The organism is Vibrio chagasii (assembly GCA_041879415.1).
Classification (GTDB): Bacteria; Pseudomonadota; Gammaproteobacteria; order Enterobacterales; family Vibrionaceae; genus Vibrio.
Window position 1 is genome coordinate 1,962,779 of the sequence record CP090851.1, and the last position, 23,733, is coordinate 1,986,511.

Sequence of the window (23,733 nt, forward strand, 5' to 3'; positions counted from 1 at the left end):
CTTACAAAATCATCCCTTCTGCGATCTTGCCATTTTTAAATAGCGAGCAAGCAAAACAGAGAATAACTAATCCAGAATTTAGCTGTTCACAGAACTCGGAACCACGCACTCTTGCTTCATGATTTTAAGACCAACATCGAGGGTTTCTGTCCATGCTTGTTCGACTTGATCATTGTAGTGAGGATCGTATTTCTTGACCGTATTGAGCAATGATTTAAACCACTCATTAAGCTCTTGCTCGGAGATATCCATTCCTAAATCTTTGTGCTGCTTTCCGAGTCGCTTTACGGAATTACGCACACTAGGTAATCCAGCAGAATTGTAGATGAGGATGATGGAAGCCTTGAGCATCTTAGTCTGTTGCTCCAATCCTACTTTCTCAAAGCGTTCTGAAAACCTAGGATTATGTTGGCAAAAGTCGGCCAAGAATGACTCTAAAAACGCTTGATCAATCCGGCAACGCTCAAAGCTCTCATAAAATAGTTCGTTTGAAGTCATCTCGCCAATCCTTTGCAATAATCTGTTTGATTTGAACCACTAAGATGACTTAATTATACGCCACAGTGGCATAAAACGAACTGAGGCATATCATGAACTAAGGCATAAAGTGAGTTGCACAGATCTTGTTTCCATCAGGATCACGCAAATAAGCCATGTAAAGTCGGCGTTCATCCGATCCTCTCTCACCAGGCCCGTTTTCAATACTCGTACCGCCATTTTCTACACCAACACGATGCCACTCATCCACCGCTTCTGGTGAAGAGGCCAAAAAGCCAACCGTCATACCATTGCCGTGTGTCGCTGGCTGACCATCAATCGGTTTCGTTAAGCCCAATACTCCAGTTTGGCTAACATAGATACAACGCCCTTTAGGGTCCACAGAGCCTTCGCTGTAACCAAGCACCTTCATAATTGGATCATAGAAAGACTTCGCGCGCTCAACATCTTCGGTACCAAGAAAAACATGGCTAAACATAACTAACGTCTTCTTTTAGTGAAAGAACTTCCTAAACTAGTCCCTTCAACCTCATTTGTCTAGGCGTTCCCAAACTACAATTGTTGCTTTATCCACTGAGCAAAAACCTGAAACTTGGTTCGTTGATCCATCCCTTTCGGGCACACCAAGTCATAGCCCTTACCAGACTCAATACTCATCATTGGAGCCACTAACAGCCCCTGCTCGATTTGCGGCTTCATAAACTCTAAGCGCCCTAATGCAACGCCCATTGAGAGTATCGCAGCGTCCATGGCTAAACGGTTATCACTGTAGTAATCACACATCAACGTGCAATCCACTTCGCTTTGAGCTTCAGATAACCACCGCTGCCAAGCCGTCACGTTCCCACTATGAATAAACTGCACATCAGCTAATTGATGTACCCCCTTATCCAGACTAAACCTCTTGGCGTACTCTGGGCTGCACACCGGCGTTCTGATCCCTGAAAAAAGTCGCTCACTGTGATGGTTAGGGTAATGCCCTTCGCTATAAAAAATGGCCACATCATAAGGTTCGAATTGGAAGTCAGATTGGTTCTGTTTGGTTTGCAGTTTGAGGCTCAAGTTCGGATAGAGTTTTCTAAATTCCGGCAGACGTGGCATCAACCAAGAAGAAGCGAAGTAAGGAGAGGTTGCTATATATAGCTCACCACTCAATTCGCCGGTTTGAATGTCCATGAGTTCAGAAAATATCGACTCAAAAGAGACATTCAACATCGAAAGAACTCGCTGTCCTTCTGGGGTCAATTCAAGTTTTCTTGTCTTGCGCACAAACAGATTGAACTTCAGTTGTTGCTCCAACTTTTTAATACGATGACTAACACCGCCCTGTGTCAAAAACAACTCTTCAGCAGCCAAAGTAAAACTCAAATGTTTAGCCGCAACACTGAATGTGTGTAGCAGTGATAGTGTCTGTTGCCTATTTTCAAACAAGCTCATGGATTAATCTCACTAATTTATAACTCGCCATTTCTGGTTTGTCGGTGTGCCAACTCATCATATAGATTAAATCACGTAATCTAAAAGTCTAATGGTGAATAACATGAAACAAGAACAAAAATTAAAAGTCGTCGTGATCGGTGGTGGTTCAAGTTACACCCCTGAGTTAGTTGAAGGCTTGTTAAAACGTCATCACGAATTACCTATTACTGATCTTTGGTTGGTGGATATCGAGGCTGGATTAGAAAAAGCTCAGATCATTGCCGATCTAACCAAGCGTATGATTAATAAAGTGAACTGCGAAATTAATGTTCACCTAACCACGGACCGAGAATTGGCTCTGAAAGATGCCGATTTCGTATGCTCTCAATTTCGAGCAGGTCGACTAGAAGCAAGATTACGTGACGAACGTATCGCCTTGAAATATCGAATGATCGGGCAAGAAACTAACGGGCTGGGTGGTTTCTCAAACGCCTGTCGAACTATCCCGATTGCATTAGAAATCGCGAAAGAGATGGAAGCATTGTGCCCGAACGCATGGCTACTCAATTTCACCAATCCATCAGGCATGGTTACCGAAGCTCTGCTTAAACACTCGTCGATTAAAACCGTTGGTCTGTGTAACGTTCCAGTCAACATGGAGCTTGGTGCAGCCAAAATGCTTGGCGCAAAACGTGAAGACATTACGATGCAAATTGCGGGTTTGAACCACTTAGTGTGGGCTCGCAAGGTGCTACATGAAGGGCAAGACAAGCTGGGTGAGGTCATCAATCAACTTCTTGGTGGCAACGATCAAATGATGCCGAAAAATATCCCTCTCTTTGAATGGGACGGCGAGTTGATTCGCTCACTCAACATCATTCCATGTGCATACCTGCGTTACTACTATCAGTCTCGAGATATCTTAGATAAAGAGTTTGAGGCGTCGAAGAACAACGCTAACCGTGCAGACTTGGTGGCTCAAGTTGAGAAACAACTGCTTGAGATATACAAAGACCCAAGGTTAGACACCAAACCTCAACTGTTAGAAGAGCGTGGTGGTGCCTATTACTCTGAAGCGGCTTGTGAGTTGATGAACAGTATTTATAACAACAAGCGCTCTATCATGCATGTAAACACCCGTAATAACGGCGCAATACAAGGCTTGCCAGATGACTGCGCGGTGGAAGTCAGCTCTGTGATCACCAGCAGTGAAATCATCCCACTCAACGTCGAGCCTTTTGACAGTGACACGTTGCGCTTGATCCAGCAAATGAAAGAGTTTGAAACCCTCACCGTAAAAGCAGCAATCACGGGAGATATTGCCACAGCGAAACGCGCCCTGATCCTAAACCCAATCGTCGATACGGGCTCGCACATTGATGAGGCTCTACTAGAAACGATTCGCGAAAACTTAGAGTTCATGCCTGCGTTCGCTCATCGACTCACATAATGTGATAACTCCCTCAGTATAACTCACTGTTTTCGGTACATTAGCTCAGTAAATGCTGAGCTAATTCAAAACTAAAAGTCCACACCTTCTCATTAGAATGAGGCCAACCATGAAATTGATATTGAACGCCGATGATTTCGGTCTCACAGAAAGCGTAAACCTTGGCATTGTTGATTGTTTGAAAGCCGGCATGGTGAAATCAACTACCATTATGATGAACCAACCAGGTACACAACATGCCATCGAGCTTTACCACCAAGACTTAGTTCCTGAAGTTGGATTACATTTTACGGTCACGGCAGGCAAACCCATTAGTTCACCAGAGCTCATCCCCAGCCTTGTCGATAATCAGGGTTATTTTTTAGATAAAACTACCCTGCTCAACAAAGCAGATGTTGTTGAAGAAGAAGTGGTACTTGAGCTCAATGCGCAATACCAAGCTGCGCTTGATGCTGGTTTAAAGATCAACCATATCGACAGTCATCACTTCGGCGGCGTCTTCCAGCCTCTTAAAGCTGCATTTACTCGAACCGCCAATGATATCGGCCTGCCCGTGAGACGAATCGACAACATTGTGAGCGGGCAAGATTCACTTTTAGTGCCAACGTCAGATGCGTTCGATATGCGATTTTTTGATGACGGGGTTTCACTAACCGGCTTGCAAGATTTGCTGTTAAGCCACCAAGCCATGATGCCTAACGGCACAGTCGAATTAATGTGCCATCCCGCGCTTTTTGCCAGTGACGAACTGAGGTCATTGTCTAGCTACCTCACTAAGCGAGTGGAAGAACACGCCTTATTGACGAATCCGGCCTTACAACAATGGCTCTCTGACAATGGAATTGAATGCATTGGATTCGATCAGCTTTAGCTAAATCCTCAAACCAATCTAGTCAACAATACGCTGAGCACCCTGCCCTTGGTCATGCAGAATATCTTCTGGATTTAATAGATGGCACTTCTGCATGCTCAGACAGCCGCAGCCAATACAGCCTGTAAGGTTTTCTTGTAATGAACGGATCTGTGCCATCTTACTGTCGAGTTGCCCTTGCCATTTCTTTGCCACTCGCTCCCAATCGCGCTTAGTTGCGGTGTGGTTCATCGGCAAGCTAGACAGCTCTTCGGTAATCTCTTCTAGCGTGAAACCTATTGACTGAGCAACTTGAATAAGGGCAATTCGCCTTAACATCGCTGATTGATAACGGCGTTGATTGCCATTGGTTCGGATAGAGGCAATCAATCCTTTGGTTTCATAAAAACGCAGAGCCGAAGGGGCAACACCACTACGTTCCGAGAGTTGACCAATCGTTAAATACACGATGTTTTTCATGTTGTTACTTCCCTTTTCGAATTTCCAATACGTGCTAGCCAGTATATACAAAAATAGAGTTCACTTTAACTTTAGGTATAAGTCTGGGTTTTGCTAAAAACTCACGAGACTTTGAAGCCTCATATTAGCGGTGACTAATTATGACTTTGCGCTTTGATTACCATACATCTCATCAAAGCCCGCAATACCTTGCTCCCAAACAGGCTGTTCTTCACCAACTATCGATTTCAACGTATCAATGAACAACTTAGTTTTTATTGGTGCGTCTCGATGAGGGTAAACCGCATAGAAGGTGCCAAAATCATCCAGTGCCAAATGCGTCATAATTGGCACTAACTCACCCTTTGATATTTCATCACTGATCATCTGTGCCGTGACCACCGCTAGAGTATTGCCTGTTAACGCACTCTTCGGAATCATCTCCACATCATTCACCTTATAGGTCGCGTTAAGCTGAAAATGCTGTGTATTGCCCTTTCCATCTCGGTAAGAGAATTTGTCTATCACTAATCCCGGTGCGGCATAAATGGTGGCAGGCAGTGACTCTAGTTTTTCGATAGTGTCAATTGCCCCGTGCCTCTCGATGAATTGAGGTGACGCGACAATCAAGAGTCTGCTTCTCGCTATCTTGCGACTGATTAAGCTAGAGTTTTTAGGTTTGCCAATACGAAAGCCAATATCGAAACCTTCTTTGACCATATCAACAATGCGATCTTCGAGTCTCAGTTCGAAATCGACATCCGGATACTGTTGCTGAAACACTGATATTGCTTGCTGAACATACTGTCTGCCAAACATGGTAGAGCTCGTGATCCTTAATAGACCTCTAGGTTCGGAGTGGTAGTTCTGTGCCAAGCGTTGTGTGTCATTAAGCAAAGCACGCAATTGATGGGCTTGGTTGACCATCTCGTTACCTGCTGCTGTGAGCGACAAAGAGCGAGTAGTTCTGTTCAACAGTCGAACATCAAGCTCTTCTTCAAGACGACTGATCTGTTTAGAGATGACAGAACGGTCAACGTTCCTCTGCTCCGCAACTTTGACGAACGAACCTAGTTCAACCACTTCCAACAGCAATAATAAACGACTTGATGTATCCATAACGACCTTTGTTGCATTTAAAGCACCAATTAAGTGCCAATATGGCTATTTTTCTCATCTTATTACAAATCTATAGTAGCTGCACATAACGGAGACAACATCCAGCTCCACATTATCAGAGGAAACCAAAATGGCACTACTATCTATTACCAATCAAAATGGCATTGCTACCGTATCAATCAACAATCCACCAGTGAATGTATTAACTTTCGATTTAATTAATGAAATCAATGAGTTTGTTCTTTCGCTAAAAGATGACCGCGATACTAAAGTGGTGGTATTCAAATCACTGCATGCTGAGTTCTTCCTTGCTCATTTAGATCTTAACGTGATCAATGGCACCCAAGGTGGGCAAGCTGGCTCAATCGAATTCAACCACATGATTGAAAACATCAAAGCGATGAAACAAGTCTCTGTCGCTGTTGTGGATGGTGTTGCTCGTGGGGGCGGCAATGAGTTTGTGATGGCGTGTGACCTTGCTTATGGCACTGAAAACTCAGCGTTCGCGCAACCAGAAATTCATGTGAACATCCCAACAGGTGGTCAAGGTGCCGTGCAGTTTGCAAGACGCATGGGTAAAAACAAAGCCCTACAAGCACTGTTGCTAGGCAACGATTTTACAGCGCAACAAGCTGAAAGCCGTAACATCATTACTCAGTTCGTGCCGAAAGCAGAGCTTGAAGATTTCTTAGCGGCAACGCTAGGTGTGATCAGCCAATTAGAAGTGCGTGATATCGTGATGTACAAAGATATCATCGCAACCTCAATCAAAGATGAGCAAGCAGGCGCAGAGCTAGAATTACGTTACTTCTTAGAGCGTGCAAAAGAGCAAAAAACAGCAGCCATCATTGCGGCATTCCTAAAGCACGGTGGTCAAACTGAGCGCGAAGCGAAAGACATTCAAGGTATTTTCGTTGATACAGCAGCTGAATTATCAAACTGATACAGCGCCTAAGGCAGCCATTACGTTATGGCTGCCTTGTACCTTGGAAAGCTACTCACTCATAACGTTAACCAAAGCTACTTAGCCAACCTTCTTCATGATCATCTTAAGATTCTCGATCATCTCTAAGTTAGTCACCTCGCCCGTTTCCATATCGAAGTTATCGTAGAAACTTGGCACTGACATCGAACCTTTCACGTCTGCATCAAAGTAAGGCGCTGAGTTCACAGCAGAAGACAGCACAGAGGTCGCGCCACCTGGACCCGGAGAGGTAGCAAGCATCACCACTGGCTTGCCTTGGTACACTTTCATATCGATGCGTGATGCCCAATCGAACACGTTTTTAAAGGCCGCCGTGTATGAACCGTTATATTCTGCAAAGGAGATGACGACCGCGTCTGATTCTCCGATTTTGTCAAAGAAGCGTTGAGCGTGTTGATGAATGCCCGAGTCTTGCTCTCTTTTCTCGCTATAAATCGGCATCTCAAAATCATTGAGGTCGAGCACCTCAACTTGCGCGCCTTCGACTAAACCTGCGGTGTATGCTGCAAGCTGTTGGTTGATTGATGTTGTACTGTTGGTTGCGCCAATCGCTAATACTTTCATTATTTATCCTCAAATTTGGTTAGAAACATTTCTTTATAAGTGAAAAAGGTACGTTGAGTGTGAGTCCAAAATAGGTTTGCAAAGCAGCAAAGTAAGACGCCTCATCCTCTAATGACCACTCTTCGGTAATGCCGTTTTTGGTCACCTTAATGGTTTGATTCAGTAGCGTGACAATCCCCTCTTCAATAGGTAGCGCTGCAATACAGTTCGATGTGAAAATCGATTTCGGGCTGTTGGACGTAAAGAAGTTGCTCGACTCTAAATCGTTGGCACACACGTGAGTCATGTCTAGGCTGTATACTTTCATCCACTCCCCGCTCTGCTTGATTTGCAGCAGTAAGCCGTAAAGTTCGTCTTCTATAAAACGGAAGGTTTGTAAGTCATTAGACTGTTCTACACCGGTTTCTAGCAACAATGGAGCACGTGGCGTGAAGGTGCCAAAGCCCGCATCCACCAGCCATTGCTTATCATCAATTGTCACCATGGTGACTCGATGACTGCGCCCTGTCGGGTCTCCAGCTAGGTGCACTCGGCCAAGTAAACTTCTCGTTTCAAAGCCCAAATGGGTGAGCACGTTCAACAGAAGTCCATTCAGCTCTTGGCAATAACCGCCCCGCTGATTAACCACTAACTTCTCGTACAGTGCGTCTGCTGTAAGCTGAATCGGTAGTCCATGAATCACATCAAAGTTTTCAAAAGGGATACTTCTGTGTTGATGTTGATGAATCGCCTTTAAGCTCTCGATTGTGATGTCGCTTGGTTGAGATAAGCCGATCCTTGAAAGATATTCGCTGATTTGACTCTGTTCCATACCTAACCCCTGATTCGTTTGTCACCTCATGATTGCCCTCTACTGAGCTTGCAGCTCTTAGAAAGTAACAAGGTGATGGTTTGTTTTTTTAGATTGGGAAGGATGATAAAACCTCAAGTTAACTTGAGGTAAAGCGATATTTTCAAAAAACAGGAAATAATTTAAAAGTGCTTATAAAGCAATAGATTGAAATGGGTAAATGATTGAATGGAGAAGACAAGCACACTCACAAACCCAGTGAATGTGCTTTATCGACGTGCTGTTTACTTAAGTGGATTGAGTGGACCAACACCAGAATAGGCAACGCCCGATAGTTCTGCCATCTCACGATTCCACGTAGCCAAATCGTGAGGGTTGAATTGATTCAGATGATCATGTCCACAAGCTCGCGCCATCACTTGCATTAATTCTGTCGACGCCTCGAAGAAGTTTTTAAGCTGATTCGACGCTTTCTCGACATTTAAACGCTGGCGTAAGTCGGCCTTTTGAGTCGCAATACCCGCCGGGCAATTATTGGTGTTACACATTCTCGCCGCCACACACCCTATCGACTGCATGGCACTGTTTGAGATAGCAACACCATCTGCGCCAAGCGCCATCGCTTTCACAAAGTCCATCGGCACACGTAAACCACCCGTGATGATCAATGTAACTCGATCACTGACGCCTTGTTTGTCAAGGTAGGCTCTAGCGCGAGCCAAAGCTGGAATAGTAGGCACACTGATATGGTCTCGGAACATTTCTGGCGCAGCCCCGGTACCGCCGCCTCGACCGTCTAAAATGATGTAATCGGCACTGGCATCCAATGCAAACTGAATATCTTCTTCGATATGGTTGGCACTTAGCTTGAAGCCAATTGGTATACCGCCTGTCACTTCACGCACGCGATCAGCGAATTTTTTAAAGTCCGCTGCGGTTTTTAGGTCTTTAAAAGTAGGTGGAGAAATCGCCGCAGTGCCCGCTTCAATACCACGTACTTCCGCGATCTTACCGATATTCTTCACGCCAGGCAGATGCCCGCCCGTTCCGGTTTTTGCACCTTGCCCACCTTTAAAATGGAAGGCTTGAACGTTTTTAAGCTTAGCTTCATCGTAACCAAACTGAGCACTGGCTAGCTCATAAAAGTAACGAGAATTGGCTGCCTGTTCCTCGGGTAACATGCCGCCTTCCCCTGAGCATATCCCGGTTCCTGCAAGTTCAGCCCCCGTCGCCAAAGACACTTTCGCCTCCTCAGATAGCGACCCGAAGCTCATGTCTGACACAAATAGAGGAATATTGAGCTTCAATGGTTTTCTGGCGTTAGGGCCAATAATCAGTTCCGTTCCTACTGGCACGTTTTCCAATAAAGGCTTGGTGGCCATTTGCGCGACCATCACTTGAATGTCATCCCAGTGAGGCAAGAGGTGCCTAGGTACACCCATAGAAGTCATAGGCCCATGATGTCCTACTTTGGATAAACCATCACGCGCTAACTGATGAATAAACTCCACGGTAGGTTCTTCTTTGGTTGCGGTTGCCGCAGGAGATAAGTCAGGGGCTGCCGCTTGAATGTGAACTTCAGGGCCTTCCTGCCCAACTTGCTCCGCAGTGAACTGTTTATGAGTGCCATCGCAAAAAGGAAGGTTGTTAGAATACTTACAGCGACACAGGTAGGCATCACCGTCCTCTTCGGCAATAAAGCTTTTCGGTTTGAAGCCCGTACCGGCATGAGAACCGTCACAAAACGGTTGGCTTTTCGATTTCCCACAGGTACAGAAGTAATACTCCTCTCCCTTCGTCAGCTCTACTTTGACGGGTTTGTTATCCGCAATTACTGGACTCTTCATAGTTCGCTCACCTTTTCTTTCTTATGATTTGATGACTGAAGCGATGACTTGCTCACAAGAGTAAAGTAAAGGTGAGATACGCGGCTAATTCAATAAATGGCCTAATAGGTAGAGTTAGTGAACCAACTCAATAGAAAGAAAAATGGCCGCCCAGTAGGCAGCCATTATGTGCGATAGCTTAGTAGAAACTTATGTATGTTGGATTAATCAAACAGCTCAATGACCAGTTTATTATCTCGGATTACCAAATTCGGTTCTGATGACTTGATCAACGACTCTTGAACCTTGTTGCTATCCAGTTTGTATACTGGAGATTGAGACAAAGCAAAACCGATCATCGATACCGCAGGCTTAAGCAGCTTTTCAATCTCAGGAGATAGCTGTTGCTCCTTCTCTTCAAATCGCTCTAGACGCAACGACTTTAGGTACACTTCACCGCTTTCCTTGTCATATTCAGGAATCGCGCTGAATTCTAAATCTAGGTCCAACCCCATATTCGGCATATTGAAGACTTGAACTTTTGCATTGGTGTTCGCTAACACTGACACTCGCTGTTCATCTGCTCGACCAATTTTCACTTGTAGATCATCGACTGCGACTTGCGCATACATCACGCTTTGTACGCCTACCTCTTGTTCAAGCATGACTGAATCAGCAAGATATTCTGTCATCTCTTGCTCGGTAATGCTGTAGCTGACACAACCACTCAAGATGAGCGCGATGCCGGCGATGATGAAGCGGTTAATGAGCTTGGTTGTCATGTAAATTCGACTCTTAATTTCTAATTGCATGGAACAGATGTTACCTCTAGATGATATCGTAAAACAGTCGTCACACTGACAGTGTCGGATATGTGGGCAGAATGATCCACCTAATCAACATTCGCGTATAGTTTGAAAATGGCAAAAATAGTAAAGAAATCAATGACTGAATTAACAATATTTTATGACGGAACGTGTCCACTGTGTGCAAAAGAGATGGCTGCGCTCGCTAAGTACGATACTAAAAACAAGATTCAGACCATCGACATCTATAGTGAAGCGTTTGCAAGCTACCCTCAGATTGATGCGGATGCGGCTAACACAGTGCTGCATGCTCTTGATGAGAACGGAAAGCTAGTACTGGGGTTGGACGTGACCTACCAAGCATGGAACCTAGTAGGAAAAGGTTGGCTTTATGCGCCATTACGTTGGGCCATATTTAAGCCGTTTGCAGACTGGTGCTACCTAAGGTTTGCTAAGAATCGATATAAGATTTCATTCTGGCTAACCGGAAAATCACGTTGCAATGGAAACAGCTGTACCAAATAGTATTGAGTTAAGACATACCACTAGCAACTTTGTAATAAACGATACCAAACAGTGCAGCAAATACTAATACGGTAAGAGCGACTTTCAACCAAATAAACTTCATGCTTTGTCCTTTTCAATCGAGTTACTGATTCAGGCGACAAGTTATCACAACAAGACACAAGGTAGTGAGACGATTGATAGAACTTTGTAGTCATACCAATCACAGTAAGTAGTTATTCTACAATCAAAAAATCTAACGAAGTTATCGAGTTTTTTAACAAGCTAAGGTGAACCGTTATTTACTACGATTGGTATCACACCTAATTCCCAGAGAGAACTTTTATGTCGGCAAAAGAGAGAAACCTTCCCACTCATCGACTTTCTAGGTTTAGTAAGTTCGCTTCACTGGCGACAAGAGTCGCAGGTAACGTGCTCACAGAAGGCACCAAGCAAATCGCACAAGGCAATAGGCCCAAGGCAAAGGATTTGCTGTTAACGCCACAGAACATCGCTCGCCTGACCGATCAACTCGCACACTTGCGCGGTGCGGCTATGAAATTAGGACAGATGCTTTCAATGGATGCGGGGGATGTCTTAGAACCGGAATTAGCCGACATTCTTTCTCGTCTGCGCTCAGACGCTGACCCATTGCCAACAAAGCAGCTTAATCAAGTCCTAGAGGGCTCGCTTGGGAACCAATGGAAAACCGAATTCCTTTCCTTCAACTTTAAACCGATTGCCAGTGCGTCCATCGGGCAAGTGCATCAAGCGTACAGCGATGCTGGGGACAAGCTCGCCGTCAAAGTTCAATATCCAGGGATTCGAAAAAGTATCGACAGTGATGTAGATAACGTTGGCACACTGCTCAACATTGTTGGCTTGATTCCCAAATCAGTCGACTATAAGGGTTTACTAGAAGAGGCAAAAAAACAGCTCCATGATGAAGCAGACTATGCTCGCGAGGCTAACTATGCGACTCGTTATCACAATGCATTAAAAGAGCACTCACACTTCGTCGTGCCTAAGATTCATCCGCAAGTCTCTTCAGAATCTGTGCTCGCTATGGACTTCATTGAGGGCGTCTCAATAGAACAGATAGAAAGTTACGACCAAAGCACCCGTGACTTTGTGATGCACAGCTTGCTCGAACTCCTATTCAGAGAGTTGTTCGACTTTAAGATGGTACAAACCGACCCCAATTTCGCCAACTACCTTTACATTGAAAACACCCGACAAATTGGCTTATTAGATTTCGGAGCAACACGTGAGTACAGTGACCGCTTCAGCGAGGGTTATCGCTTGGCCTTTTCTTCTGTAATTAACAGCGATGAGCAAGCGCTCAACCAAGCGTTAGAGCAGATTGGATTCTTTAGCGAAACCATTCTTCCCGAACAACGCCAAGCGATTCTAAACCTAGTGAAAATGGCTTGTGAGCCGATGTTAGTAGACGAAGACTACGACTTCAAAGCAAGTGGGTTAGCGCAACGTCTTCGTGAAGCCGGCACCATCCTGAGCATGGAACAAGAATATTGGCACACCCCACCCGCCGATGCGCTGTTCCTACACCGAAAAATCGGTGGCATGTATCTACTCGCGGCTCGCCTTGGAGCGAAAGTGAATATCAGCCGCTTGGTCACTCCATATCTTATCTCAGAGCACAAATGTACAACTAAAAGCGCAAGTTAAAGAGACAGTAATTAATACACAAAGTGATCATTTCATCATGCTCAAGAGTAGTAACCATTACGCCAACTAAAATGAGCCAACCCTATGAAATGTTCACTACTTTGCTCAACCGCACTGATTACAAGCCTCACGAGTTCCATCGCCTTAGCAGCGAACTGTCCCGAGATCCTCAATGGCAAACAGAGGTTGTTAAATTCGACCGAAGAAATTGCACTGTGTGATGAGTTTCAAGGCAAAACTCTATTGGTGGTAAACACCGCTAGCCAATGTGGCTTCACTCCGCAGTTTGAGCAGCTCGAACAACTTCATCAAACCTACAAAGACCAAGACTTCACCGTAATCGGTTTCCCAAGTAATGATTTTCGCCAAGACAAGGGAAGCGAAGAGAAGACGGCAAAAGTCTGTTACCTCGACTACGGTGTGACCTTCCCAATGATGGCGCGAGCTTCACTGTCTGGTAGCAACGCCAATCCCGTATTTGCGGAGATACAACAGCAAGCGGGCGTAACGCCTAAATGGAACTTTTACAAATTCCTGATCAGTAAAGAAGGCAAAGTCGTCGCCACCTTCCCTAGCTCCACATCACCAGTGAGCGCTACGCTCAAAAACGCAATCGAGCAGCAGCTATGAATACAGATTATATAGCAACAACTCAAACCCGTAACACCATGGCCAAACTTGGGTACATGGGGTTAACTCCGTTTTTATTCGGCCTCCTCCTTTCGCTCACCGACAGCCAATTTATGGGGATAAGCGGTGAAACGCTCTTCATCACCTACAGCGTGGCAATTTTGAGCTTTCTTTCTGGGATTTTGTGGGCAAATGGCATCGAGAACTTTGAAAGCCAATCAAGCAACAAAGCGCTACTGCTAAGTAACGCGATTGTGCTCGCCGCTTGGCTGGCCGTATTGCTTGGCGAACAAAAAGAACTGGTGACAACTCTTATTCTTATCCTTGGATATATTGCGGTTTGGCGAGCTGAAAGGACGATGAGAGAAGAGAACCAAAGCCAAGGTCCCGACGGCTACTTTGATATGAGAACTCGGCTCACCTCTAGTGTCGTGCTAATGCACGGTATCGTGATGCTGACTTAGGGCTACGAGGTTGTCTTTGAGGCGTGAGCCTTTGATTTAGTTAAGTGCCTTTGATTGAAAACCGTTAGCAACAACCTAGATGATGAGCTGCATCACTAACCTCGGCTCATCATCACCAAAGTAGTTTTCTTCTTGTCTGATCGTAGAAAATCCCATTGATGCGTAGAGCGTGCAAGCGGATGTGTTATTTGGATCTACAGTGAGTAAAAGCCTAGCATCTCTCGGCAACTGCTCAATCGCCCGTTGCATCAGTTTCCGGCCAATTCCCATACCACGATAGTTCGGGTCTACCGCTAATGATAGGACCCAAAACTCATTCTGCGTGTCCGTGGTTGTCGTTAAGACATAGCCCGCAATCTTTGAGTCTTGCTTAGCAACTAATAAGCCTTTTCCCCAACAATCAAATGCCTGACGAATGAAAAATTGCGGATAGGCATGGTCACCAAACAATGCATGTTCAAGCTGGTAAATTTCAGCTAGTTCCTGTTTTTCCGCACAGACAATATTCATAGATAGACCTTTATAGATTTGACTCCAACCTTGTTACAGCTGGCCTTCCACGCTAGCTAACCAAGTTGGTAATTGCTCTCTAAACCAGTGAATGTATTTCGAAGCTTCAGGGTTGTTACGCGAGACTAATATATTCGTGACTTCGACAACGATCCAGCTTTTCGCGATGATCAATTGCCTTATTAAATCTTCTCGGAAAATCAGATTGTTATGAAGTAGGTACTGGTCAACAATAAACTCATAGTCAGACAAAGTGCCCATCCGAGAAACGAGCGGTGCCAAATCGATAGCTGGGCTGCCATAACCAAAACGCTCCCAATCAAATAATACGAGCTCACCATTGTCTCTTCTGCCCCAATTACCTTCGTTCGCATCACCAGAGATCAAGGTGTTATGGTTAAACAAAGCATCACTATGCTGCTGAATACGCAATAAGCTACCTTGAGTCACTTGAGGTAAATTCAGAGACGTGAGTGCAGCTTCAGTGTCACAGGTACTCCATCTATGCTCTTTCACTGCAAAACTCGGCGAGTATTGAGACTTATGAATACGAGATAGTTGCTGATACACCTCAGAAGTCGTTTGAAGCTCACTTAGTGTTAAAGAATGAGGAATGTGCTCGATGAACAGAGTATCTCCCTCCACAGCCAACAACTTAGGACTGTGCACGCCAGATAAATGCTGCGCAGCATGTTGGTAAAAAGAAATCTCAACCTCACCCGCCCCTTGCTTTCGAATACAAGGTACGCCGTTTCGATTTACAAGAGTGACCTTAGCCGAACCCATTTTAGATAGGTCTTTGTTGCTCATTGAATACCGTCCTCACACTGTCTATTACTAACTGTTCTAATTCCGAGAGCTACTGTCGACTCACCAACAGATTAGCTCCGGATAGAGCAAGAAAAACCGAGCACGCTTTGTTGAAACGCTTAGCCATTTGCGGCTTGGAGAACCAGTTTCTGAGGTATAAACCAAAGGCTGCGTAGATAGATATCGCGAGCAGCTCTAACACTAGGAATGTGCTACCTAGAATGAAGAACTGTGTGCTTACATTGGCTGAAACATCAACGAATTGAGGCAGAAATGCGGTAAAGATGAGTATCGCTTTAGGGTTACCAGCAGCGAGTGCGAACTCTTGTTTAACTAGACCAAACCAGTTTTTATTGCGTTCGATGCCTACGACAGGGCTAGCTTGAGAGCGCCATAGGTTGAACGCGATCCACAATAGATACATTGCGCCAAAAAGTTTGATCAGGAAGAACAAAGTTTCAGAAGTATAAAGAACGACAGCCAAGCCAGACGCCGCCAACGCAATCATTCCAGAGAAAGCAAAGATTCTGCCTAACCCTGCGATAAATGCAGCTTTAAAACCATAGCAACGGGCATTATTCATCGATAAAAGATTATTTGGCCCAGGCGTCATGTTCAGCGCAAAGCACGCTGGAATAAACAGCAGCAACTTCCATATTTCCATCGGGGTGTCCTAGTCGTCATGTATTACGTAATCAAATCACTCTATGCGATAGAAGCTTTTATAACAGCATTTTATGTACTTTGTAATAGGACGAAAAAGAAGCGCCTCTCGGTATATAAGCTTTCAGCTAGTTCTCAAAGAATTGTTCATATTCTGGAGTCGATAGATTTTCAGCAACGCCCATTTCACCTACGAAGTAGATTGCGCTGGTTATCGTATCTATCGTTGGATTCGATTCACGTTCAGGAAAGTGCCCCGCAGAAGAAACTAATTGTGGTTCGGATATCGAATTACAGACAAGACTGTTACAAACGCTGTGTTGCGTTTCCAAAGATGGGAGTTCTGGGGCATCAAAATGGTGAGACAATAAATCTTGGCTGACAAGCTCAGCAGAAGCATAAGACAGAGTTGAGCAAAATGCTGAAAGTACAATCCACTTATTCATATATCTTTCCATAGTTAGCATTCATTGAATTTATAAATACTATCTAATTCAGCCGATAATGAACAGTGTTTTATTTAGTTGGCGTGTGACTGTTTTCCCAGTGTGAGCTTATCAAGCAGAGCTTGAGGAATAACGATCACCGAATATTTCACAAAGGCCACCAGCGTAATCAATGCGACAACGGTTCCTAAAACAAAATCATGGACATCGACCAGCATCATCCCTAGAACACGGTCACAAACAATAGCAACAATGGCAATGCTGATTGCAGTTATCCATCTACGATGATCATAAGGCAAACGCTCCATCGATTGGCTAACAAAATACAGAAGCAGTAACCTCAAAGTATAAATCGCACACAGAACCGCAATCACGCCCCACACTCCGTATATTGGGGTAATAGTAAAATAACCGATTGCTGCCAATACCGCACAACCGCCTTGGATCCACATCTGAGATTGACTAGAGTCACCGCTGAAGCAGCCTAAGTTTAGGTAATCGCCCGCACTTTTAATTACGGCGATAGCCAACAATGCAACCACTATCACCCCAGCCTGATGATAGCCGCTTGGTAAAATAAGAGAGATAAAGCCCGGAACAGTTAAGATCATCAAGCCTCCTAACACTATGGCTAGATTGACCCCGATTAACGCTCTGTCTGCACACATTTTGCTGCCGCCGGGTTGCTGAAGCATGGCGACTCGGTTTGGAAACCACCAAAGCGCGTAAGGTTGCAGTAGCAAGCCTAGAATTAACGCAAACTTACCACTAACCGCGTAAACGGCTAGCTCCTCTACTCCAACAAAACTTGCCATCACCCAACGATCTAGCCCGGTGATCATATAAATGGATGCCCCGCCAACCAAGGTTGGTAACCCAAATTTCAAGATCTTCGCTGAATATTGGAAACAACCTAAGCTGCCCATCTGCTGCCACTGATAACTCACCAGGCAAAGCATCAATAGCAGACTGGAAGCAGCGGCAGAAATCAGCACGCCATCGATGCCATAACCCGCTTCGAGCAGGACAAACGTCATAATAGCCTGAACACCGGCTTTCAATACGTTGAGTTGGCAAAAACGTTTCGCCATGGCGTTCATGCGCATCAAAGTAAGCGGGATGGATATTGCCCCATCAAGCATCGTAGGAATAAGTAGAAGAACGATCTGATAGGGTTTGAATTCAACAGGCAACATCAGTAGCAACAGAGGCATACTGAGCGCAATGAGCACGCCGCCAAGTACACACACCACTAAACTGAGCGTGAAGCAGTTAGATATCAGCTTGCGCTTTTCATCACCTTCTGCGACGCCAACATAACGATACATCGATTCCACAATACCGAAACTAAACAAGATCGTACCGATGTCCGCCAATAAGACGATCGCTTCTAATGATCCATATTCTGCCAACGTCATTTTGTGAGTAATATAAGGGATCATCACTAATGAGATCCCTTTCATCATCAATATGCCAATAGCGTAATAGGCTGACTGTTTTAACGAACCCATACGAGTCACCGAACCCTTACCATGCAGGCTTTAGGAAACTCTTACAGTCACCTATCAAATGTCGCAATGTACGTTTTTGAGGAGCCATCACCAAAGAGCGGAAACTGTAGACAATAGCCTGTCTGTTCTGTTGTAAGCCTCGATAATAGTCTGCATAGCCCTCTAATATTCTCGCCTTTGCAACTTTAAAACTAGACTGAGGTAAATTCCAACGCTGGCTGTTGTTTTGATAGCGCTGAAGAATGGTCTCTATAGAGGCTAGGTTTCTGAGCTTGAGGTCTTCAGTTTGAGTCACGGATGTTGCTCTCATTAAGTAGCCCACCTCCACAGAGTTCAACACACCAATCTGATGGTTTTCACTCACTCGAAGCCACAACTCCCAATCTTCGCCATACTTGATATCGGCATTAAAGCTATCGGTCTGAGAAAACACATCGGCTTTCACCATGACGGTCGACGTACCAATCACGTTATTTTCAATGATGAACTCTAATGGGTTATCGATGTTGATGAACTGCTCTTCTCGATTTTGAAATTGCGACCAATAGCTAAAGCAATCAACAATAACTTCATAGTCTTCTGTTAGGTGCTCGTAGTTAGTAAAACTCATCGCCATCTCAGGGTATCGTTGGTGGAACTCAAGTTGGCGCTCAATCTTTTCAGGGAACCAAAAATCGTCCGCGTCTAAAAAGGCAATAAACTCGCCTGACGCTTTCTCTATACCCAGGTTTCTTGCTTGTGGTGCGCCAACTCCTAGGGTCGACAATGTGATGATGCGCTCATCGTCTATCGAAGCTAGGTAGGTGGACGTTCCATCATTGCTGTTGTCATCAATGATGATGAGTTCGATATCTTGATGGGTCTGTTGTAAAACGCTGCCAATTGCCTTTGGTAGATAGTCCAAGCAGTTGTAGGTTGGGATAACAATACTCACTTTAGCCATAATGACGCTCTCTCAATTATTTGTTGTACAGCTAACAGTGCATCTTCTATGCCGAGTTCAGAAAACGATTAGAGTGCATTCATATCAGCCACTTACGGCTCTATTCGCAAAATGACAACTGAGCACAACACGCCAGCAAGCACACAATTCAAAATTGATTTCTATTTTGAGAAAAACAGCGTTAAGCGACGCATAAGGTCAGGAAAAGCATCAAAAAGTCCCTCAAAAAAGGGCTTTAATCTTGGTTCATATCTTGCTTATTCAACTGTAGTGGCCTTCATCAAGGGAGAGAAACATGAAGAAAGTAGCATTTGTAGCGCCGACATATCCTGTACTCAGCGAAACTTTCATACAAACGGAAGTCGATTCGTTGAAAGCGTGCGGGCATGATGTCTGTGTGATGACGTTCAAGGTTGAACAGAGTGAAAAGTCGTTCGACTACGACATTGTCAAAATAGGCAAAGATGTTCGTTTGGGTAAAGTAGCCAGCATCAACTGGTTTGGATTTATCAAAGCACTATCATTCGTTTCAAAGCAAAACAGCATGCCGAAGAAGTCACTGTTTGCATACGGGTTTAAACTCGCACTGCAATTGGCAGAAAGAGACATAGACCACGTTCATGCACACTTTTGTCAGCATACCGCTGCACACGCGATTGTCGCTGCCAAACTGCTCAACATTACTTGCTCGTTTGTCGCCCACGGACACGATGTCTATGAATTCGCCTACGACATCGAACAAAAGATCTCTTCGAGTGATTTCGTGGTTGCCGTTTGTAAAGACATGCTCAACGACTTCAATAACATGGCTAAAGGGAATGTGAAGCTGCTCCACTGTGGTGTGAACACTAAGCAGTTTAAGCTACAGCCGAAAAACGACACTAAACTCCTACGTCTAATCTTTCTCGGTCGACTGGTTGAACAAAAAGGCGTTCATCACTTGATCGATGCACTGGCTCCCATCGCACAACCGCTCAACATTCATTTGGACATCATCGGAACTGGCGACTTAGAATCTCAACTCAAGATGCAAGTAGAGCATCAGGAACTTACCCGAAACGTGACTTTCCATGGTGCACAAACCCACGAGTGGGTGAAGAAGAACTTACCTAGCTACGATAGCTTAGTAGCGCCTTTCTGTTTTTCAGAGACAGGCTGTGTCGATACCGGGCCCTTAGTTCTGAAAGAAGCGATGGCTGTTGGCGTTCCTGTTATCACCACAAACATCATGGGTTGCAAAGAGATTGTCACTCCAGAGACTGGCTTTTTAGTGAATGAGAAAAGTGTCGATGAGTTACGAGAAACTATTGAGCGTTTTGCTCAATTAAGCAGTGATGAAAGAGCAGAAATGGGGATGAGAGCCAGAGCACGAGTTGAGACTAAGTTTAACTCTCTCAAGCAAGCACAGCAGCTGTCTAACTGGATAGAGAACCCCGCTTAGGGCCAGCTAAAACTGTCGAGTAGAATGGAAAATAAAACAAAGCGTTACATAGCTCAAAGCGGTAACGCTCTAGGTTGATTGTGCTCTCACGAGCAGCTCTTGTTAACCTGCACGTAGCGCTAAGATCTCTGCAAGATCGTCCGTTTCGGTATAACGGCTCAAACCTTGCTCTTTCGAAGAGATCGCCACAATAGACATTCGGTCAGCAAGCTCATTGCCCTCAATACCGACGTGACCGTTTACGTGGTAGATAGTAATTTGAGATGCAAGCTCTTGATAAAGTGCATAAGCGGCTTTAATGATATCGAGGTTTTTTATCTCGCCACCAGACTTAGTCCAACCCTTTTTCTCCCAACCTGATGCCCACTTAGTAATGCAGTCTATCGAATATTTTGAGTCGCTATAAATTGCAACAGACAGCCCTGCTTTCAGCTTCTCTTTTGCGAGAATAAAGGCCTGTTCTAAACCTTGTAGCTCAGCAGTATTGTTAGTCCCCATCGGTTGGTACAAGCCATACCATAGTTCAGTGAGATCATTCTTCAAATAAACCGCTAAACCCGTTCCCGCTTCGCCTGGGTTAGGTTCACAAGCACCATCAGTAAAGATTTTAATATCAAATGGCATGTCAGTAATTTGCTGCTGAGAAAGAGGTGGAGTCTTTGACTTGTTTGCACCACTAGACTTCGGAAATACAGACCTAGAACCTGACGCAGCTTTAGTAGTAAAGGACGAGCTACCACCAAAGGCAGATTCAGCTTCTCCTAGTGTTGGAAACGATTTATATCTCGCGCCCGCGAAACCATCGACTTGCGCTTTACACTCATTCCAAGTGGTAAAGATACCCGGTTTACGGCCTTTCCAAACCACATAATATTTCTTAGCCAAATTAACTCCTTACCAAAAACTGACGACACAAACCGTGAATCAATACATTAGAAGTCACCGAGCCACGGGTTGCAAGGTCAATCACTCAAAAACGGGTGTAAAGAAGCTGCGCTCATAACTCACAATACAGTCAACTTCATCCGCATATTCAAAGGCTCGAATACACTCTGGGTCTTTTAACGATAAGGTTCGATACTCTTCATAAGCCGCTAAACTATCGAAAGAAAACAATGCCATCGCAATATTGTTGGCACCTTCAGATGGTAAAAAATAACCATTGTGCTGACCGCCAAATTTAGCCACTAAAGGAATCCACATTTTTGCGTAGGTCTCAAACTCCTTAATCTTTTTAGGATCAATTACATATCGAACATAACAAGTAATCATATATCGTCCTCAAATACCGAATAACACACCAAATTTAGATTAGCCATCAAGAGAATAAGAAATCAATCGCCACAAGATTGTAGAACAAAAACACCGCCATACTGACACCGATCGTTAGCAGCACATTGCCTGTTTTCCATATCAGCAAACCTGTCACAAGCGCCCCGATTAAATACGGGTTTTCAAAACTTGGCCAAAATGTTTGTTCTGGTGCAAACACAATCGGTCCCCAGATCGCAGTAAGTACCGCAGGGCTTGAATAGCGTAATAAACGTCGCGCGGTTTGGTTGAGTCGAAGCGGAATCGCTGGCTCAAGAAATAAGTATCGGCTAAAAAATACAATCGCTGTCATCAGTAATATCGTTAACCAGATCATCTCTATTTCCCTTCCATGATTGGCTTTTTGCCGTTATTGCGCTCTTGAAATGACTCACTGAAAAAGCCCGCTAACATGCCAGCAATTGCTGCAATCATGAGCCCGCCTTCAACGTTATTCACCGACATAGCAACCGAAGTCACCAATGAAACCAACACGCACACCACAACAGGCAATGTTCTGATTAACGGGAATACCAACGCAATGAAAGTCGCGGCGACCGCAAAGTCGAGGCCAATTTCATTAAGGGATGGAATTTGACTTCCAGCGACAATGCCAACGAAGCTTGCGATATTCCAAACCAGATAAAAACCGCCGCCAACACCCGCGGCATACCAACGATTAAACTCTTGCTGAGACTGACCACTACAAATCGCAAACAGTTCGTCCGTTAACCAAAAGCCAAGCAATAAGCGCCAACGAGTAGGAAGGTGACTGATTTTGTCGCGCATCGACACACTGTATAAAAAGTGTCTTGAGGTGATGAACAGTGTGGTCAGCAACATGGTGCCAAGGCCAATGCCCGCTTTGAACATGCCTGCCGCGACCAGTTGTGCGGAGCCAGCAAACAAAATCGCTGACATTGCTTGTGCTTGCAGTTGATTCAATCCAGCATCAATCGCGTATGAACCAGCTAAGATTCCCCACGGTATCACGGCGATACTCAGAGGCATGCCCGCTAAAACGCCCTTCCACAGCTGTGTTCGCCTATCCATCTTTTGATTATCCATATTATTCTTTTCTCTCTTCACATTGGCTATTCAATGTAAAAACACCTGAGTGGATTCGATTGTACAAACTTGCTCGATTAAGCGACCGTACTTTTCGCCAACGCTCAAAGCATCTTAATGTATTGCCCCGGCGTGTAGCCATTGGCCTTTTTAAAGTGTCGGTGAAAATGGCTTTGGTCGTGAAAACCACACTCTTGGGCAGTATCTGAAATAGTATGCCCTTGCTTCATCAGCTTGCGAGAGAGTCTCAAACGAGACTGGATCTGATAAGCATGGGGAGGAAGACCAAACTCTTTCTGAAATGAACGAACTAAATGAAAGGGACTCAAGGCCGCCAATTTAGATAACTCTTCCAAAGAGACATCAGCCTGCGGAAAGTCGTCTAAAAACTCTTTAACCAGAACAAGTTGGCGCTGGGTTTTACTATCCAACTGAGGCTTAAGACTCGACTTACCATGTCGGCTAATCAACTTAACCAACATCCCATACATCAAGGTTTCACGGAGCAATCGATTATCCGATTCATCTATCGCGTTAAACACCAACCTCAGTTGATTGGCGAGTTCAGGGTCTTCAACGACTGCCCTAGGGAAATAGGGGGCGCCATAATTAGGAAGGTTTAGTTCTTGGGTAATTTTAGCTAGTTGCTCTGGGAGCGGGTACATAGCGCGATAAGCCCAACCGCCTTCCGTTGCCGAATGACCGCTATGTACCTCATCAGCATTGACCAGAATAATGGCGTCTTGGGGAGCAATGTGATGACCACCCGTGCGATAGAAACGTTGAGCGCCCTGCTCTATAACCCCAAGCGTGTACCCCTCATGGCTATGACGTGAGAAGTTCTGCTTTTCGTATTCAGCATTAAGGATTTCAATGCCGCCGAGCTCCTCAGCGACTTTATATTCGGCCTTTTCTTTAGAACGTTTCTTGTTCTCCATAACAATTCCCAAGCCTGTTAATTATCGAACGACTTATCA

General features: G+C 44.8%; 28 protein-coding genes. 8 read left to right on the top strand and 20 right to left on the bottom strand.

Annotation, left to right across the window (positions count from 1 at the left end):
- Positions 1–78: 78 nt before the first annotated feature.
- The 3 genes from L0991_08715 to L0991_08725 form a co-directional block, all read right to left on the bottom strand.
- Positions 79–498: a globin gene (locus tag L0991_08715; protein XGB61529.1), complete on the bottom strand. Its 420-nt coding sequence runs from the start codon at positions 496–498 to the stop codon at positions 79–81.
- Positions 499–595: 97 nt separating this feature from the next.
- Entirely contained in the window at positions 596–976 is a 381-nt protein-coding gene (locus tag L0991_08720) for a VOC family protein (protein XGB61530.1), read from the bottom strand.
- Between the two features lie 74 nt (positions 977–1,050).
- A complete protein-coding gene (locus tag L0991_08725) occupies positions 1,051–1,935 on the bottom strand; it encodes a LysR substrate-binding domain-containing protein (protein ID XGB61531.1) in 885 nt (294 codons plus the stop codon).
- Between the two features lie 103 nt (positions 1,936–2,038).
- Between L0991_08725 and L0991_08730 the strand changes: the two genes are divergently transcribed.
- Both L0991_08730 and L0991_08735 read left to right on the top strand, forming a co-directional pair.
- Positions 2,039–3,367 carry a 6-phospho-beta-glucosidase gene (locus L0991_08730; GenBank protein ID XGB61532.1) on the top strand — a complete coding sequence of 443 codons (1,329 nt, stop codon included), beginning with the start codon at positions 2,039–2,041 and terminating at the stop codon, positions 3,365–3,367.
- 109 nt (positions 3,368–3,476) lie between these two features.
- On the top strand, positions 3,477–4,238 hold the full coding sequence (locus tag L0991_08735) for a carbohydrate deacetylase (GenBank protein ID XGB61533.1): 762 nt from the start codon (positions 3,477–3,479) through the stop codon (positions 4,236–4,238).
- Positions 4,239–4,256: 18 nt separating this feature from the next.
- Here the strand turns inward: L0991_08735 and soxR are convergent, their stop codons facing one another.
- Together soxR and L0991_08745 are read right to left on the bottom strand one after the other, a co-directional pair.
- Entirely contained in the window at positions 4,257–4,697 is a 441-nt protein-coding gene (soxR, locus tag L0991_08740; protein ID XGB61534.1) for a redox-sensitive transcriptional activator SoxR, read from the bottom strand.
- A 138-nt stretch (positions 4,698–4,835) separates the two neighbouring features.
- Entirely contained in the window at positions 4,836–5,795 is a 960-nt protein-coding gene (locus tag L0991_08745) for a LysR family transcriptional regulator (GenBank protein ID XGB61535.1), read from the bottom strand.
- A gap of 130 nt (positions 5,796–5,925) precedes the next feature.
- Between L0991_08745 and L0991_08750 the strand changes: the two genes are divergently transcribed.
- Positions 5,926–6,738: an enoyl-CoA hydratase/isomerase family protein gene (locus L0991_08750; GenBank protein XGB61536.1), complete on the top strand. Its 813-nt coding sequence runs from the start codon at positions 5,926–5,928 to the stop codon at positions 6,736–6,738.
- An 81-nt stretch (positions 6,739–6,819) separates the two neighbouring features.
- Here the strand turns inward: L0991_08750 and L0991_08755 are convergent, their stop codons facing one another.
- The 4 genes from L0991_08755 to L0991_08770 all read right to left on the bottom strand — a co-directional run bounded on the left by L0991_08755 (position 6,820) and on the right by L0991_08770 (position 10,742).
- Entirely contained in the window at positions 6,820–7,344 is a 525-nt protein-coding gene (locus tag L0991_08755; protein XGB61537.1) for an NAD(P)H-dependent oxidoreductase, read from the bottom strand.
- 19 nt (positions 7,345–7,363) lie between these two features.
- Entirely contained in the window at positions 7,364–8,155 is a 792-nt protein-coding gene (locus L0991_08760) for an arylamine N-acetyltransferase (GenBank protein ID XGB61538.1), read from the bottom strand.
- A 263-nt stretch (positions 8,156–8,418) separates the two neighbouring features.
- Positions 8,419–9,981: a glutamate synthase-related protein gene (locus L0991_08765; protein ID XGB61539.1), complete on the bottom strand. Its 1,563-nt coding sequence runs from the start codon at positions 9,979–9,981 to the stop codon at positions 8,419–8,421.
- Positions 9,982–10,184: 203 nt separating this feature from the next.
- Positions 10,185–10,742: a DUF1439 domain-containing protein gene (locus tag L0991_08770; GenBank protein XGB63875.1), complete on the bottom strand. Its 558-nt coding sequence runs from the start codon at positions 10,740–10,742 to the stop codon at positions 10,185–10,187.
- A 162-nt stretch (positions 10,743–10,904) separates the two neighbouring features.
- On the opposite strand from L0991_08770, the gene L0991_08775 reads away from it, so the two are divergent.
- The 4 genes from L0991_08775 (at position 10,905) to L0991_08790 (ending at position 14,053) form a co-directional block, all read left to right on the top strand.
- Complete coding sequence (locus L0991_08775; protein ID XGB61540.1) at positions 10,905–11,291, top strand: DUF393 domain-containing protein; 387 nt, start codon at positions 10,905–10,907, stop codon at positions 11,289–11,291.
- Positions 11,292–11,615: 324 nt separating this feature from the next.
- A complete protein-coding gene (locus tag L0991_08780; GenBank protein ID XGB61541.1) occupies positions 11,616–12,959 on the top strand; it encodes an AarF/ABC1/UbiB kinase family protein in 1,344 nt (447 codons plus the stop codon).
- Positions 12,960–13,043: 84 nt separating this feature from the next.
- Positions 13,044–13,589 (top strand): glutathione peroxidase, encoded by a 546-nt coding sequence (locus tag L0991_08785; GenBank protein ID XGB61542.1) that lies wholly within the window; start codon positions 13,044–13,046, stop codon positions 13,587–13,589.
- Complete coding sequence (locus L0991_08790; protein XGB61543.1) at positions 13,586–14,053, top strand: DUF3429 domain-containing protein; 468 nt, start codon at positions 13,586–13,588, stop codon at positions 14,051–14,053. Before L0991_08785 ends, L0991_08790 begins: the two co-directional genes overlap by 4 nt.
- 75 nt (positions 14,054–14,128) lie before the next feature.
- Here the strand turns inward: L0991_08790 and L0991_08795 are convergent, their stop codons facing one another.
- From L0991_08795 to L0991_08820, 6 genes are all read right to left on the bottom strand, one after another.
- Positions 14,129–14,563 (bottom strand): GNAT family N-acetyltransferase, encoded by a 435-nt coding sequence (locus tag L0991_08795; protein ID XGB61544.1) that lies wholly within the window; start codon positions 14,561–14,563, stop codon positions 14,129–14,131.
- 33 nt (positions 14,564–14,596) lie between these two features.
- A complete protein-coding gene (locus L0991_08800; GenBank protein ID XGB61545.1) occupies positions 14,597–15,373 on the bottom strand; it encodes an aminoglycoside phosphotransferase family protein in 777 nt (258 codons plus the stop codon).
- A gap of 49 nt (positions 15,374–15,422) precedes the next feature.
- Positions 15,423–16,037, bottom strand: coding sequence for a LysE family translocator (locus tag L0991_08805; protein ID XGB61546.1), 615 nt, complete (start codon positions 16,035–16,037; stop codon positions 15,423–15,425).
- Between the two features lie 127 nt (positions 16,038–16,164).
- Complete coding sequence (locus L0991_08810; protein XGB61547.1) at positions 16,165–16,482, bottom strand: hypothetical protein; 318 nt, start codon at positions 16,480–16,482, stop codon at positions 16,165–16,167.
- A gap of 74 nt (positions 16,483–16,556) precedes the next feature.
- Positions 16,557–17,993 carry an oligosaccharide flippase family protein gene (locus L0991_08815; protein XGB61548.1) on the bottom strand — a complete coding sequence of 479 codons (1,437 nt, stop codon included), beginning with the start codon at positions 17,991–17,993 and terminating at the stop codon, positions 16,557–16,559.
- A gap of 16 nt (positions 17,994–18,009) precedes the next feature.
- The gene (locus L0991_08820; GenBank protein XGB61549.1) at positions 18,010–18,936 is read right to left on the bottom strand and encodes a glycosyltransferase; all 927 of its coding nucleotides are present in this window, start codon (positions 18,934–18,936) and stop codon (positions 18,010–18,012) included.
- 295 nt (positions 18,937–19,231) lie between these two features.
- Between L0991_08820 and L0991_08825 the strand changes: the two genes are divergently transcribed.
- Entirely contained in the window at positions 19,232–20,377 is a 1,146-nt protein-coding gene (locus L0991_08825) for a glycosyltransferase family 4 protein (protein ID XGB61550.1), read from the top strand.
- A 102-nt stretch (positions 20,378–20,479) separates the two neighbouring features.
- On the opposite strand, the gene L0991_08830 is transcribed toward L0991_08825, so the two are convergent.
- The 5 genes from L0991_08830 to L0991_08850 all read right to left on the bottom strand — a co-directional run bounded on the left by L0991_08830 (position 20,480) and on the right by L0991_08850 (position 23,694).
- On the bottom strand, positions 20,480–21,262 hold the full coding sequence (locus tag L0991_08830; GenBank protein ID XGB61551.1) for a ribonuclease H family protein: 783 nt from the start codon (positions 21,260–21,262) through the stop codon (positions 20,480–20,482).
- Between the two features lie 81 nt (positions 21,263–21,343).
- Positions 21,344–21,649, bottom strand: a complete 306-nt coding sequence (locus tag L0991_08835) for an NIPSNAP family protein (GenBank protein XGB61552.1) — start codon at positions 21,647–21,649, stop codon at positions 21,344–21,346.
- A 46-nt stretch (positions 21,650–21,695) separates the two neighbouring features.
- Positions 21,696–22,025 (bottom strand): AzlD domain-containing protein, encoded by a 330-nt coding sequence (locus L0991_08840; protein XGB61553.1) that lies wholly within the window; start codon positions 22,023–22,025, stop codon positions 21,696–21,698.
- Between the two features lie 2 nt (positions 22,026–22,027).
- A complete protein-coding gene (locus tag L0991_08845; GenBank protein XGB61554.1) occupies positions 22,028–22,756 on the bottom strand; it encodes an AzlC family ABC transporter permease in 729 nt (242 codons plus the stop codon).
- 104 nt (positions 22,757–22,860) lie between these two features.
- Entirely contained in the window at positions 22,861–23,694 is an 834-nt protein-coding gene (locus L0991_08850) for an AraC family transcriptional regulator (GenBank protein XGB61555.1), read from the bottom strand.
- Between the last annotated feature and the right edge of the window lie 39 nt (positions 23,695–23,733).